This is a genomic window from Sediminibacillus dalangtanensis (assembly GCF_017792025.1).
Classification (GTDB): Bacteria; Bacillota; Bacilli; order Bacillales; family Amphibacillaceae; genus Sediminibacillus; species Sediminibacillus dalangtanensis.
This window is the reverse complement of the sequence record NZ_CP046956.1, coordinates 3823197-3837542: the sequence shown is the minus strand read 5'-3', so window position 1 is coordinate 3837542 and position 14346 is coordinate 3823197. Positions and strand designations below refer to the sequence as shown.

The 14346-nt window shown below is 43.3% G+C and carries 10 protein-coding genes and 1 pseudogene; 10 read left to right on the top strand and 1 reads right to left on the bottom strand.

Features of this window, described 5'->3' with window-relative positions; genetic code table 11:
- Window positions 1-133 precede the first annotated feature (133 nt).
- Window positions 134-1030 carry a class A beta-lactamase gene (bla, locus tag ERJ70_RS18660; RefSeq protein WP_374099832.1) on the bottom strand — a complete coding sequence of 299 codons (897 nt, stop codon included), beginning with the start codon at window positions 1028-1030 and terminating at the stop codon, window positions 134-136.
- Window positions 1031-1516: 486 nt separating this feature from the next.
- Between bla and ERJ70_RS18655 the strand changes: the two genes are divergently transcribed.
- The 10 genes and pseudogenes from ERJ70_RS18655 (at window position 1517) to ERJ70_RS18610 (ending at window position 14328) form a co-directional block, all read left to right on the top strand.
- On the top strand, window positions 1517-3448 hold the full coding sequence (locus ERJ70_RS18655; RefSeq protein WP_209369550.1) for a fructose-1,6-bisphosphatase: 1932 nt from the start codon (window positions 1517-1519) through the stop codon (window positions 3446-3448).
- Between the two features lie 712 nt (window positions 3449-4160).
- Entirely contained in the window at window positions 4161-4547 is a 387-nt protein-coding gene (locus ERJ70_RS18650) for a hypothetical protein (protein WP_209366230.1), read from the top strand.
- A 305-nt stretch (window positions 4548-4852) separates the two neighbouring features.
- On the top strand, window positions 4853-5845 hold the full coding sequence (locus ERJ70_RS18645; RefSeq protein ID WP_209366229.1) for an aldo/keto reductase: 993 nt from the start codon (window positions 4853-4855) through the stop codon (window positions 5843-5845).
- A gap of 253 nt (window positions 5846-6098) precedes the next feature.
- A pseudogene (locus ERJ70_RS18640) lies at window positions 6099-7616 on the top strand (malate:quinone oxidoreductase); the annotation flags it as partial.
- A 416-nt stretch (window positions 7617-8032) separates the two neighbouring features.
- Entirely contained in the window at window positions 8033-9571 is a 1539-nt protein-coding gene (locus ERJ70_RS18635; protein WP_209366227.1) for a histidine kinase N-terminal 7TM domain-containing diguanylate cyclase, read from the top strand.
- Window positions 9572-9669: 98 nt separating this feature from the next.
- Window positions 9670-10464 carry a hypothetical protein gene (locus tag ERJ70_RS18630; protein WP_209366226.1) on the top strand — a complete coding sequence of 265 codons (795 nt, stop codon included), beginning with the start codon at window positions 9670-9672 and terminating at the stop codon, window positions 10462-10464.
- Complete coding sequence (locus ERJ70_RS18625; protein WP_209366225.1) at window positions 10430-11029, top strand: hypothetical protein; 600 nt, start codon at window positions 10430-10432, stop codon at window positions 11027-11029. The genes ERJ70_RS18630 and ERJ70_RS18625 overlap by 35 nt, the downstream gene beginning before the upstream one ends.
- Before the next feature lie 135 nt (window positions 11030-11164).
- Entirely contained in the window at window positions 11165-12154 is a 990-nt protein-coding gene (locus ERJ70_RS18620; protein ID WP_209366224.1) for an oxidoreductase, read from the top strand.
- Between the two features lie 720 nt (window positions 12155-12874).
- The gene (locus tag ERJ70_RS18615; RefSeq protein ID WP_209369548.1) at window positions 12875-13810 is read left to right on the top strand and encodes an L-lactate dehydrogenase; all 936 of its coding nucleotides are present in this window, start codon (window positions 12875-12877) and stop codon (window positions 13808-13810) included.
- Window positions 13811-13932: 122 nt separating this feature from the next.
- Window positions 13933-14328, top strand: a complete 396-nt coding sequence (locus ERJ70_RS18610; protein WP_245208062.1) for a hypothetical protein — start codon at window positions 13933-13935, stop codon at window positions 14326-14328.
- Window positions 14329-14346: the final 18 nt, after the last annotated feature.

Below are 14346 nucleotides of genomic sequence, written 5' to 3'. Positions count from 1 at the left end.
CAAGGCAGGCAATCGCTGCACTTCGTATAAATAGTATACTACTATAGACGATGATGAAATGAGAGAATAAATCAGAAATGAAGGTGGAACAAAAAAGGGACACATGCCAGGTCTTCCGACATGTGTACTCCTTTTACTTAAAAGCGTTAAGTGTGGCTTCGGCTGCTTTTGCAACCAGCTCATCGTCATACTCTGCATCCTCTGTTTTGTGCCGGGACATTACCGCCATGACGATTGGTTCTCTCCCTGGAGGCCATACAATGGCAATATCATTCCTTGTGCCGTAACTTCCGGCTCCGCTTTTGTCCCCGACTGTCCATCCTTCCGGTTTTCCTGCACGTATCAATGCGTCTCCATTTGCATTTCCTTTCATCCAATCGATAAGTAATGCTTGTTTCTCCTTTGGAAGAAAATCACCAAGTGCGACTTTTCTCAGGTTGTTGGCCATAGCTCTTGGAGTGCTGGTATCACGTTCATTTCCTGGTGAAAATGCATTCAATTCGGTTTCATACCTCTCGGGCTGTGTCACGTCATCGCCGATTTCACGCAAGGCTTGCTTATAGTGGGCAAGACCTCCAAGAGCATCCAGCAAAAAATTGCCGGCGGTGTTATCGCTTTTTCGAATGGCCGCCTCGCTTATCTCTAAAAGTGTCATGCCAGTATCCACGTGTTTCTCCGTTACAGGAGAATAGGTAACCAGATCATCCTTGCTATAGGTCACGACTTCCTCAAGATCTTGGAGGTCGTTTTGCTTCAACAGGAATGCCGCGGCTAGTAATTTGTACGTGGAAGAATAAGCGAAACGCTCATCCGGATTGTACTCGACGCTTTGATTCGAGCCCGTGTCAATAGCATAGACCCCCAGTCGTGTGTCAAACGCTTCCTCGATTTCGGTGAACGCTTCATCTAAATCGATGGTTTTCGCTGCTTCACTTTTTTCATTGGATGATGCATCTGTTTTATTTTCTGCATTTGAGCAAGCAGTTAGCATTGTCAGACACAGCAACGCTATGTATAGGGTGAATTTCATCAGCCTGGACTTGGCTGGGCTTGTTTTCCTCATCATAATCCCTTCTTTCTGTCAAAGTAAAGTACTCTCCCGACGGATTGATTGTTACATTATGCATTTATCCCTCCTACAATCTTTTGATTACACGTGTAAGACAATATTACATATGTAATCAAAGGAAAGTCAACCCCGAAATGATCTGGTTGCAAGGGAAAGGGGGAAGAGGCATCAACACGAAAGGACCTGGTCGATGAAAGAAAAAGATGGATGAAACGCTCGATTAATAATCAAGCACATGGGGTATTTACAAAGGACGATCGGCAGAAAGTGACTGGCATGTTTTAATCCAGAATACGGCGGTCCCTGGTATATTTTTCATACCAAAGCCTTGCAGGAAATCCAGTGGCAAATGGAGAAAAGGGAAGACATGACTTGATTGCAAAAGTACAATGGCTGCTTATAAATTTTCAAACGGAAAGCGGAGCATCGAAAGGGGATTTATTCGTTTTGAACACCAAATACTTAGATTTGCTAGCCCAGAAATACAACAGTGAAGAAAAAGTGGTAACGGAGATTATTAACCTGGAGGCGATTCTCAATCTGCCCAAGGGTACCGAACATTTTGTCAGTGACCTTCACGGCGAATATAAAGCCTTTCAGCATGTTTTAAGAAATGGTTCAGGCAAAGTGAAAGAGAAAATAAGCGACCTGTTCGCCAAGGAGTTATCAGAGGAAGAAATCACCGAATTTGCGACATTGGTATATTACCCGGAAGAAAAACTTCAGTTGATTAAAAACAATTTCAACAATACACAAGAATTAAATGAATGGTACACGGAAATGATCGAGCGGATGATCAAGCTGATTTCCTATGCTTCCTCCAAATATACTCGCTCCAAACTAAGGAAAGCATTGCCGGAGCAATTCGTATATATTATCGAAGAACTGTTGTACAAAACAGATGAATTCACCAACAAGAAAGAATATTATACAAAAATCGTCCAGGAGATTATCTCGCTCGGGCAAGCAGACAAGTTAATTATCGGGCTTGCTTATACAACCCAAAGACTGGTTGTCGATCACCTTCATGTCGTAGGCGATATTTATGATCGGGGACCGGAACCGGACAAAATCATGGAAACGCTGATCAATTATCATTCCGTTGATATCCAATGGGGCAACCACGATGTGTTATGGCTGGGTGCTTTTGCAGGGTCCAAGGTTTGTCTCGCCAACATCATTCGGATATGCGCTCGCTATAACAATTTAGGTATCATCGAAGATGCTTATGGCATCAATCTCCGGCCGCTTCTCAATCTTGCTGAAAAGTACTATGCTGACAATCCGGCTTTCCGGCCGAAGAAACAGCCGGAGGAAAAGTTGTCCGATTATGAAGAATGGCAAATTACGAAAATTCATCAGGCAATCACGATGATTCAATTCAAGCTCGAAAGTCCGATCATCAAGCGGCGTCCATACTTCAATATGTCCGACCGGCTGCTGCTAGACAAAGTTGATTACGATAAAAACGAAGTGACGATTCACGGAGAAAGGTACCCAATTGAAAACCCATGCTTTGCCACAGTCAATCCAGAGCGTCCGGAAGAACTGTTGGAGGAAGAAGCAGAAGTGATCGATCGACTGCTGTTTTCTGTTCAGCACTCGGAAAAGCTGGCCAGACACATGAAGTTCCTGATGAAAAAAGGCAGTCTTTACTTGAAATATAACAGCAACCTGTTGATTCATGGCTGTATTCCTTTGGATGAAGATGGAAATATGGAGAGCATGGAGGTTGATGGCAAAAGCTACAAAGGGCGGGAGCTATTTGATGTTTTTGAGCGCCATTTGCGCCATGCCTTTGCCCATCCGGAAGAGACAGACGATTTGGCGACGGATATGGTCTGGTATTTATGGACCGGAGAATCTTCCTCTTTATTCGGAAAAAGAGCGATGACCACCTTTGAAAGGTACTTCATCAAGGACAAGAAAACGCACAAAGAGCAGAAAAATCCTTATTACTACTTACGCGAACAGGAAGACATTTGCCGGAAAATTCTCGAAGAGTTCGACATGGACCCGGATCAGGGCCATATCATCAATGGCCATACACCGGTAAAAGAAATTGAAGGGGAGAATCCCATCAAAGCCAATGGAAAGATGATCGTGATAGACGGAGGCTTCTCCAAGGCTTATCAACCGACAACGGGAATTGCGGGCTATACGTTGTTATACAATTCCTACGGGATGCAGCTCGTCGCCCACAAACATTTTAACTCAAAAGAAGAAATCCTGCAGAACGGGATGGATGTATTATCCGTGAAACGACTGGTTGATAAAGAACTAGAAAGGAAAAAAGTGCGGGAAACAAACGTCGGCGAGGAACTATTGCAGCAAGTATCGATTCTGAACGATTTATTGGAATACCGGTATTTGAAATAAACATAAATATGATTCCCCTTTTTGAGAGGGTTAAGAGTGAATAGCAAAAGAAGCCAAGCCAAGCGGGCTTGGCTTTCATCTTTTTTATTGGTGATTCTTCCCCACATTTTCTTGTTGCATGGAAAAAACTAATTCCACATTTACTACGATACTTTCAACATACTTTTCCTCCATATAAACAAGTATTTTCCAAATACCAGCTGGTTGAAATTTTAGCGCAGAAGGCATATTGACACTATATCACCGCATTCTTAAAGAAAGTCCCGGAGTCTAAAATTATTATCTTATCGGTTCCTTTTTCCCAAAGGTATCCTTCTTTCCTACAATCTTATAAGTATGGTCTTAATTATGTGCAAAAAGTTAATGAACATATTCTGATGGATGGTTATTCAACCAACAATAGAATGGAAAGAGGATTTGATAATTTTGTGAATTTCCTTATAATTGGAAATGTGAAATGTTTTATACATTATTAAATGTTAAAGGTGAATAGAAATTGAATAATACAAAAAAGAGTAGAAAATCCATGAAGGTCGTAGGAGGAACTTGCTAGTCAGTGTAAAGTTACACGCCAAAACAATTAATGCTATAAAATAAAAAATACAATTCAACATATCTTTAGCAATTAAGCACTAACTTCGAACATTGGTTGATTAGTTGTTTATGTTTGAGAATGAGGAAAAGACAAAACGAAAGGGTTGGAGGTGTTATTATGAAAAATAGAAATATTGTCTACACAATATGTATTGTGGCTCTAATTGCCATTACTTCTTTTGGTTTATATAAATGGTTTATTAAAGGTGAATTAAGACTTGATACAATAATCTTCTTTTCCTTAATTATTGCATTTTTGTTTAATTATATAGCTAATGGTAGAACAGGAATAGAAGATCAGGATGAAAGGGAAGCTTATTTATCTAAAAAGGCATCAGGGTTAAGTTACTTGATTTTAGTGGTCTGTTTGGGATTAATCTTGTTTATAACTGAAGGAACCGGAATGCTTGCGGAATTAAAAAATATACCTCTTGTTATCTGCTTTTCTATAAGCTTAGTCATTTACCCTACGGTTCGAGCGATTATGTTTTTTAATCAACGATAACATACTGAAATATCCCATAAGTATAGCTAGGTTACTAAATAAAAGGAGGCTTAGTTTAATAAGACAACAAAAAACGCTTGGGTAAATTAAAATCCAAGCGTTTTTTGTTTGCTATTTGTTTGGTATTTTTGGTGTTAAACACCATGTGTTTAGGTGTGTTATTTAGAAGTAGAATTACACGTGAAGTGAACCCTATTAAAAACTAACTGTACAGAACGGTAATGGTGTATATCAATTGTTTTAATCTTCCTTCCGATGGTTATACAATGAAATAAAATGATTTGAACAAAGGAGGAACAGCATAAATGAAATCTCTAGAAGAAGCATTACATCATAAAATAGGGATGGGTACGGCTCCATTAGGCAATATGTTCCGGGAGGTTCCGGAAGAGGAAGCGCAAACAACGATTCAAACAGCTTGGGATCAAGGAGTACGTTACTTTGATACAGCTCCTTTCTATGGTGCAGGCCTGGCGGAGATGCGTGTCGGTGAAGTATTGTCCGACTATAATCGGGATGATTATGTGATAAGCACTAAAGTCGGGCGCTATGTTCTTGATGAGAAAGAAGACAAAGAAGGATTGTTCCAGTATGCCCGTGACAATAAAGTCGTCACCGACTATACCGAGGATGCGACGAAGCGGTCGATCGAGCAGAGCCTGGAACGGTTAAATACAGATCGGTTGGATATGGTATTTGTTCACGATGTTTCGCCTGACTTTCATGGGGAAGAGTGGACTGCGAAGTTTGAAGAGGCCAGAAAAGGCGCCTTCCGTGTGCTGACACAGCTTCGGGAAGAAGGCGTTATTCGGTCTTGGGGGCTTGGCGTCAATGCGACTGAACCGATCGAATTGGCGATGATGCTGGAGGAAACCCAGCCGGATGTTTGTCTTTCGGCTACACAGTACACTCTTCTGCAGCACGAGCATGCCTTGCAGCGGATGATGCCGACCGCTGAAAAGAAAGGCATCGATATTGTGGTCGGAAGTCCGTACAATTCTGGAGTATTGCTTGGCGGTGACCATTATAACTACGAAAAAGCAGGCCCTGAAATTTTGGACCACGTAAACCAGTTAAATAAAATCGGCGAGAAATACGATGTCCCATTAAAAGCGGCGGCACTTCAATTTTCGACTGCCCATCCAGCAGTCAAAGCTGTGATTCCTGGCTCAACTCATCCAGGAAGAATCCAAGAGGACATCGAGATGATCCAGCGGGACATCCCGAAGGAGTTCTGGGACGAATTGAAGCAAGAAGGCTTTATTTCAACGAATGCTCCATTGCCGACATCGCGCTAGAGCTAAAGTATAGGAAGAAGGAAGGGGCCGCCATATCAGTCCCTTCCTTTTTTTATCAACTTCTCTTAATCACTTTTTCTTCCCATCTCAAAATCCCTTCTATGGGCAATAGATATTTTAATCTTTTGATAATAGTGATAAACTAGAGAGGAGATAAAAATATTTGGAAAAGATGTAGAACTTTGTCGAATCTAACCTTGCTGTTGTAAACGCCTTCGCAGAAGTACCTACATCTTTAGCAAACGTTAGGGAGTTTGAAGGTAAAATGAGCAAATCATATACGAAAGCAGACGTTATCTTAATTGGTGCAGGAATCATGAGTGCAACGCTTGGAACGTTGCTGAAAGAATTAGTGCCGGAATGGAACATTCGTGTATTTGAAAAGCTTGATAGCGCAGGAGAGGAAAGCTCGAATGTGTGGAACAATGCCGGAACAGGACACTCTGCATTATGTGAGCTGAACTACACACACGAGAAACCAGACGGATCAATCGACATTTCCAAAGCCATTAAAGTGAATGAACAATTTCAGGTATCCAGACAATTTTGGTCTTACCTTGTCAACAACAAACGCATTGAAAATCCTCAGGAATTCATCATGTCTTTGCCTCATATGAGTCTTGTCCAGGGGGAACGAAACGTAGAATTTTTAAGAAAGCGTTTTAAAACAATGGCGGATAATCCTTTGTTTGAAGGCATGGAATTTTCAGATGATCCAGAACAACTCAAAAAATGGATTCCGCTTATTATGGAAGAGCGGACGATGGAGGAGCCGATCGCTGCCACGAAAATCGATACGGGAACAGATGTCAATTTTGGCACTTTGACTCGGAAAATGTTCAATCATCTGGAAAGCAAAGGACTCGAAGTAAACTATAAGCATAGTGTAGAAGACATTAAGCAAACAAGCGAAGGCGATTGGGAAGTAAAAGTACAAGATATGGAAAATGAAAAAATAGAATATCACACGGCAAACTTTGTCTTTATCGGCGGTGGAGGCGGGAGCCTGCATCTCCTGCAAAAAACGGGCATACCGGAATCAAAGCATATCGGTGGTTTTCCGGTCAGCGGTCTCTTTATGGTGTGTAATAATCCAGAAGTCATCGAACAGCACCACGCTAAGGTTTACGGTAAAGCGAAGGTGGGTGCTCCGCCGATGTCCGTGCCGCACCTTGACACACGGTTTATCGATAACAAAAAATCGTTGCTGTTCGGTCCGTTTGCCGGATTCTCGCCCAAGTTTTTGAAAACCGGCTCGCTGCTTGATCTGGTGACATCCGTTAAGCAGGATAATCTGGCTACGATGGTCGCAGCAGGTGTGAAAAATGCTTCGTTGACAAAGTATTTAATCGAGCAAGTGATATTATCCAAAGAAAAGCGGATGGAAGAACTGCGGGAGTTTATTCCGAATGCGGACAGCAAGGATTGGGATTTGGTTGTGGCCGGCCAGCGTGTCCAAGTTATCAAGGACACCGAAAATGGCGGCAAAGGAACGCTGCAGTTCGGTACGGAGGTAGTAAGTGCTGCTGATGGATCCATCGCCGCCTTGCTAGGTGCATCTCCAGGTGCCTCAACTGCTGTATCCGTCATGCTTGAGGTCATTGAAAGATGCTTCCCGCAGTATTTGAAGGAATGGGAACCGAAAATTAAAGAAATGATTCCGTCGTACGGCGAAGCCCTTTTGGAAAAACCGGAGCTGATCCGTGAGATACAGACTTCTACGGGACGGGCGCTTGGGTTGGCAGACGCTGCGTATACCCGTAGCAAGTAATATTTTTAGGAAGTATAAATGGCTAATTGGTTCATTTATACTTCCTTTTCAAACTGTGTAACTATCCATTTTGAAAAAGTGAAAGGGGCGTGGATAAGTTTTGAAGAAACGATCGCTTTTCCTATCACTTTTTATATCTAGTCTCGTAGCATGGTTAAATCTCTTTGATCATAGCTATTTCCATGGAACGGTCATGTTCCTGGTCGTCCTATTGGTATCCATAGAACTGATAAGACCATTTAACATCAGAAAGAGGGTAGCAAATCCCATGAAATCTGAGTAGTCAATTTCAGCCCCGGTAAAAAAGCTCTTCATTCACTTGGTCATCATGAAATCTCCTAAGAAACCCCACAAAAAGAAAACGATTTATGCTACATTAAAGTAAAAATACCTATTAAAAAGAGGTTCGGTAAATCGTGCATTCTCCATTAACTGCCTTTATAACGCTAGTTTGCACCTCTGGTGTACTTAATCTGTATCTATGCTTCTATGTGTTTAAAAAGCGCCACAATTACCGGGATATTGCCAACTATTTCATTCTTTATACCGCCTCGATAACCGTTTACTGCTTTGCATATGCTTTCGGCCTGATGGCAACAAGCCTTTGGGAAATGAAATTTTGGACAGCCGTTCAATACGTTGGGCTGCCATTTTCTCCGCTTTTAGGATTGCTGTTTGTCATGAAATACCTAGGGATGAAAATTACGAAAAAGAGTTTGGTAGCGCTTCTGATTCTCCCCTTTATGAGTTTCCTGATGGTTGCCACCAATGATTTCCACCATCTCCATTACCGAATTTTTGAAATCGACCCCGTGCTGGGAGTACCTTATGTCCACCAGGAAATCGGCGTATGGTATATGATTCACGGTATTTTCACCTTCGCTTGTATGTTTGTTGCTTTTTTACTCGTGCTATCCCGTTGGAAGGAGACGTCGAGAGTCTATCGATCACAACTATTTGCGGTCATGTGCGGTCAACTCGTACCCATGGTTACTGCTTTTGTCTATTTAACCGGCTTCACGCCTTCGGGTATTGATCCTGTTCCGATGGTGTTATGGCTTTCTTCTCTTTTGTACTTGTGGGCGATCAATTCGTCCCGTTTGTTCACCCTCATGCCGATTGCCAAGGATGCGATCTTTCATAGTATCAACGACGGCGTAATCGTTTTGGATGAATCCTTCCGATTAATTGAGTTTAACCAGGCGGTGAAGAAAATGTTGCCGAAATTGAGTAAAAATTTGTTCGGAGTGGAATTTAAACAGGTGTGGCCGATTCTTTCAGGAGCACCGCTTCCTTCCAAAATAGAACCAGTGGATTTCCAAAGAGAGGTCCTATTAACGGTTGATGATGCAAGGCGTACCTATCAGGTTCGGACAGCTCCACTCCAGCAAGCGAAGGGTCTATTGATTATTTTTACCGACATCACGGAAATAAAAAGGCTTCAGCTACGGTTAGAGAATTTAGCCTACTATGATGAACTTACCCAACTATATAACCGACGAGCGTTTTTCCAAAAGTGCGAGGAAGCATTCAGTGAAGCAAAAAATAACGCTTTGCCACTTACCGTGATCTTGATGGATGTAGATTTCTTCAAAAATGTGAACGATACATATGGACACCATATCGGGGATCAATTGCTTATCCATGTGGCAAAGATCTGCCAGGACCAATTACAGGAAAACATTCTTTTTGCCCGTTACGGCGGGGAAGAATTTGTGCTGGGGATGGCAGGAAAGAATGCACGGGAGGGCTGGGAGCTGGCTGAACAACTGCGCACGAGTGTGGAGACTCATGCGCTCCAGACAACTGAGGGAATGGTTTCTGTCACCTTAAGCTGCGGGGTTGCGGAGGCGGAGAAAGTACCGGAAGAGACCCTGAACTTAGTTTTGAATAAAGCGGATAAAGCGCTCTATGCCGCAAAAGGAGAAGGACGAAATCAGGTGAAGATTTATTAACGCATTCGAATGCCTTTTTCCAATAATTATTAAAAATTTCCAACAACTTACCGATATATAGAGAAAGAGAACGTAACCGACAAAAGGGGTGCTTTTACATGAAAGTCGATTTAAGTGTAAAGGGACACTATGGTGAGCGCAGCCAGTTCCAACCGTTCAATACGAGTTTTCTAAACAAAAGCGATTGGAATAAAACATTACCAGCAGCAGAGAAACCTGCTTCTATAAATGCTCATAAGGAGGAGGCACTCCGACGGATGATGTCTCCTGTGCTGGTGAACCTATCTAAAAAGGGAGATGGCACGATTTCTTTCGATAAGCAGGGATATAGCCGGGAGGAAGTATTGGCAATGCGCGAAAGTGATTTGGAAGGCATGGATATAAACTGGGCATCTTTGGAGTTACAGCTCACCAATCGGAATGCAAGTGTATCGTCCACCGATAACATTGCGAACGATCTTGACTATCTGGCATCACAATATGTTCAGTTTGCCCAACAGATAAAACAGAGCTACTCGGGTGAGAAGCAGGCAGACCAGCTTCAAAAGCTTGAAGCTATCATTGGTACGCAAATCGAAGAATATGCAGAATCATTTTCCACCATCGTTGGGGGGTTCCTCGAGAATAATGGAGTCAGTGGTGAACAAACAGCGTTAAAAGATAGTGTTTTATCACAATTCCAGCAAAGAAAAGAGCAGTATCAAACATTTGTGGAGCAGAATGAGGATTTTGCAGGGATCAGGGGAACCGCGGATGAGTGGCTGCTAGCCGATAACCAATTTATGGCGGAACAACTGCAGCATGCATATACAAAGGAAAAAGTCGAGGGAAAAGATAAGGAAAACAAAGGGTATGGTGATGGAGGACTTAGCCGCGGTCGGCATATTGGCTAAGGAGACACGGAACGTTGGGTATAACTCCCGGCAGCTTGGGTACAACAAGCATAAATCGGAAGAAGAATTCGGCGTCGAACTTGGTTTGACTGCCATGAAGTTTTCGCTGCTTACCGATACCTACGATATCAGTGACAGCGTAAAGGCAAAGCTGGGAACGGCATTCGATGCCTTTATTGAAAAGCAAAACCAAAAAGCGGAGGATTATATAATCAACAGGAGAAATGATCCGTTCACAAGGGATAAGGAATCGTATGCCGTTGAGTGGGATAAACAACTTGTTTCCGAGATTGTCAGCAGCATGGCGGGAAGTTTAGGAGAAAACGACTTCAATGCTGCATTTAAGCAAGCTGTGAAAACCGCTATGCAATCCTATGCCGATAAGACACAGAATGATCAAACCGACAGCCTTTCCCGGTATCACCCTTACCATAATACTTGGAACACTAGCGATTATATCGGTGATTGGAACCGTTTTGTAGAGCGTCTGTCGGGTGGAAATGAACGGGAGGATGTAAAGGTGTCCGATCATTTATCCTTTTCGACTGTGGATCTTTCCATATAGGCAGAGCATCATGCTTGCCTTGAAGTCCACTCCGAGGTTTATAGTAGGTTACATAGTGAAATGTGGTACAAAAGCTGGTAGAAAGACCACTTTGGTTCCACGCATTCACTACTAAACGAAAGGAGTGTTGCAGCAGTGAATATACATCCTGATCAAAAACCGATTGGGTCCGGTTTCGATCCTTATGCAACTGCTTCAGAAGTGATAGGAGATATGGATTTATCAGGGAAAACAGCCATTGTAACGGGCGGTTATTCAGGCATCGGCCTGGAAACTACCAGGGTGTTGACGAACGCCGGAGCAACTGTGGTTGTCCCTGTCCGGAATGTGGAAAAAGGGGAGGAAGCGCTGAAAGGTCTTCCCAATGTGGAGTTAAATACCATGGATTTACTTGATCCTGCCTCTATCGACAAATTCGCAGAGGATTTCCTTGCCTCAAAACGTCCATTGGATATGCTCATCAACAGTGCAGGGATCATGGCGCCACCATTAAGGCGAGATGAGCGGGGCTATGAATCCCAATTCGCAACCAACCATCTTGGTCATTTTCAACTGACTGCCCGTCTGTGGCCAGCTTTAAAGCAAGCGGATGGCGCCAGAGTTGTGGCGGTCTCATCGCGTGGGCATCGGCTGGGAAACATTGACTTTGAGGACCCTCATTATGAGCATCATGCGTACGATAAGTGGAAAGCATACGCACAGTCGAAAACAGCGAACAGTTTATTCGCCCTGGAATTGGACGAACGAGGAAAGGCCCACCATGTCCGTGCCTTTTCGGTACATCCTGGGTTGATTCCGAGCACTGACTTGGGTAGGGACTTAACCGAGGAAGAGTTTGGACCGAAGCAAATGAAAAACAGCAAGAACGGATCCGGATCCAAGGAGGAGACGCCGCAATTCCATACCATTGAGCAGGGAGCCGCCACCGTTGTCTGGTGTGCTGTGAGCCCGCAGCTTGATGGGCTTGGCGGAGTTTACTGCGAAGACGTCGATATCGCAGAAGTCGTTCCGGAAGACAGTGAGAAAGCCACAGGTGTCCGACCGTGGGCGGTTGATCCTGATGCGGCCCGCCGCTTATGGAAGTTGAGTGAGGAAAATACCGGAGTTCCTTTCACCGTTTCGTAAAACATTATAAGGAAAAGATAGCCATCAAGCAGGTACACGATTTGTATCTCACTTGGTGGCTTTAGTATTAAGATTATTTCTTCTGCATCTGTTCATAGCGATCAATCTTATAATCAACGAGCTCCAACGCTTATCGATTTCATTGCGCTGTTCTAGCAGGTTTTCCTGTTGTACGTATGATTTCCCCCGCTGTTCTAATGAAATCCGGGAATCACCGGTACCAAGGAAAAAAATTTTTGGAGATCCCTGATGCTCATATCGGTAGCACGAAAACATTAAATCATTTTCAACGCGTAAGTGTTCCTTTCAGAAAATCGACGGTAGCCGTTTTTTCTCGCTCTAAATCAGGGAGTAAGCCGGCTTTATCATAGTAACGGATGGTATCAGTGAAATATTTAATTGCTCCGCGACTTGTTTGATTGTTTTTGGCATGGGAAACATCCTATCTGATTGTGTGATTATCTTTGAAAATGGGAAAGGTACTTAGGAAACAGTATATACCTTGGAGTATACTTCAAGGAAACCAATAAATGTCTATAGAGGCAGTCGTTCCTTTGCTGCTTTTTCAAGAAGCATTGCAAATCACAAAAGGTTATATTATAATTTAATTGTGAAGTGTTTCACAAAATAAAATAAATAAGGTGAAAAATTTTTGTGTCTCATTGTGAACTGAATCACAATTTATCCTGATGAAATGGGAAATGGGAGGAAACCATGATGATGAATTTGACACCTGGCAGCAAAGTTGTATTGGTCGGTACAGGAGCGGTTGGATCCAGCTATGCTTATACACTGATGAACCAAGGAATTTGTGATGAGCTTGTGTTGGTTGACTTGAATGAAGAAAAAGCGAGAGGCGATGTCATGGATTTGGATCATGGAATAGTCTATGCACCGAGTTCGATGCAAATAAGGTTCGGCAGTTACCAGGATTGTCACGATGCAGCACTTGTCGTGATATGTGCCGGTGCAGCACAAAAACCGGGAGAAACAAGACTGGATTTGGTAACGAAAAATGTGAAAATCTTTGAATCGATTGTCACCAATGTAATGGACTCCGGATTCAATGGCATTTTTCTGGTGGCTACCAATCCGGCAGACATTTTAACCTATGCAACAAGAAAGTATTCCGGCCTGCCAAAAGAACGAGTGATTGGCTCGGGAACGATTTTGGACTCGGCAAGATTCCGTTATTTACTTGGGGAAGAATTTGAAACTGCCCCTACGAGCGTTCACGGCTATATTATCGGGGAACACGGAGATTCTCAGCTTCCGGTTTGGAGTTCTGCGAATATCTCCGGCACACCGATAGCCCCTAAGTTGACGGAAGAAAGAAAACAGGAGATTTCGACCCAGGTGCGGGAGGCAGCTTATAAAATCATCGAATCCAAAGGGGCGACTTTTTACGGAATCGCTATGGGATTGGCGAAAATTACGAGAGCCATCTTGAAAAATGAAAATGTCGTCCTTCCGGTTGGCGCCATGCTGGATGGGGAATTCGGTCAGAAGGATGTCTATATCGGTGTTCCGGCCGTGATCAACCGGACAGGGGTGAAAAAGGTCGTTGAGCTGGCACTTGATGAAAAAGAACAAAACCAGTTTGATCATTCGGTGAAAACGTTGAAAGATATTCAAGCCACCATTTGGGGAGAGTAAAGAGGACTCCTTGCTACTTTCTTTGCAATTATTCCATCCACTATCGTCACGTAAAGAAGATAGGTGACAGGCAGGGGTAATAGCTTAAGCTGCAACTGGAACATAATAAGGGTAAAGTCAGGTTGCGGAAGGAAATCGGATTGAAGCATCATCACTTGGTAAAACAAGCTGTAAAGCATCGCCAACAGAAGCAAATAGAAAAAGGTAAGGGCAATTTACATTGGTGGCAGCTGTCCTTGATCGGAGTCGGATCCATCATCGGAGCGGTTTTTTTTCTCGGTACAGGACTTTCCATCAAAACGGCGGGCCCGTCCATTTTTATTGGTTATCTGATAGCCGGTCTTACGATATTTTTTGTATTCAACGCCCTGGCAGAAATGACGATAAACGACACGGCACCAGGTTCTTTCCGCACCTATGCCACGAAAGCATTTGGCCATGCCGCAAGCTTTACTTCTGACTGGATGTACTGGCTGTGCTGCCCCCGGAAGGGGAGTGTTTCCGCAACGCTGGACTAGCACTCAACTTCATTAGGT